This window comes from Acinetobacter sp. YH16038 (assembly GCF_013417275.1).
GTDB lineage: Bacteria > Pseudomonadota > Gammaproteobacteria > Pseudomonadales > Moraxellaceae > Acinetobacter.
Genome location: NZ_VPEG01000184.1, coordinates 1 through 1,031, shown reverse-complemented (window position 1 = coordinate 1,031; position 1,031 = coordinate 1). Strand labels below are relative to the sequence as shown.

Below are 1,031 nucleotides of genomic sequence, written 5' to 3'. Positions count from 1 at the left end.
CTTCGCTCGGTCTAGACGCAATTTAAGTTTGTTCGCACCCATGCGGGATGCTCTGTACTTACCGTTGAGAATCAAAAGGGAGCTTGTAATCAGGGAAAAAGCGAGGGCTAAATTTTGATGATGCTCAATCGCTCGTAGACACTCGCTCGGTTTAAACCTGCTTGAGTCACAAAGAACAGTACAAAGCGAACGGAGTGTGAGCGACATAGAGTAAGACGTTACTTCCCCCCTCTGATTACGCTTTTGCTGAGTTGGATCTGTAACCGTCTGGTCTATCGTTCCCGGTCTTTGGACTGGGTTCGAGTTCGAGTCGGTTCTAAATCTCGTTGTCTTTGCCTGATTTGTTCTTGTTGTTCTTTTTCTTTCAACATTTCCTGAAACAAAGCAGGGTGTTTTTCAGCGATAGCCTTGTAGTTTTCATGGCTGCCATAGGGTTTTTGCTTTTCTAAATTCGAAATTCTCGTTTTGTTGGTATCATATCTTCGTTTGAGATTGTTTAAATTCCCTCTAATCTCAGCTTGTTCTTGTTCCCATTTAAGTTTGCCAAATAACATTGGCTTAGGTTTCTTCGATAATTCAGTTTGTTTTGCATACTCAGATTGAAATTGTTTCATTTCTGCTCTTAGTTGATCGATCACTTTTTGCTGCTGTTGACGTGCTAATTGGTCCATGAGCAAGTCAAATTGCTGCGTGGCACTCAACTTTGGTTTTTCGATGCGTGTAGATGGCTCTGTTTTGCGTTCTGAGGGCTTTTGCTGTGGTTTTGGGTGTTCTGCCTGTTTTGTCGGTTCCATCGTGCTAGAGAGCTTTCTGATCGTCTCTAGGCTCATGTCCAGTTTGTATTTGTCGATTTGGGATTCAGTCAGGCGGATTTCTTGCTCTAATCCTTTCAAAATTTCAGGCAAACGCTGTTTTTCAGCATTTTGCTGTTTGATGAAATCGTTTTTTAGGCTGATCTCGGTATCAATGCCTTGTCTGCGTAGTTGTGTGACCTTGCTGCCTTCGTGAAGGGTTGCTTGTAGTCCGTTGTC

At 43.0% G+C, this 1,031-nt stretch carries 1 pseudogene; it reads right to left on the bottom strand.

Going from position 1 to position 1,031, the window contains the following annotated elements:
* Positions 1-272: 272 nt before the first annotated feature.
* Positions 273-1,031, bottom strand: a pseudogene (locus tag FTV34_RS17725) (hypothetical protein); the annotation flags it as partial.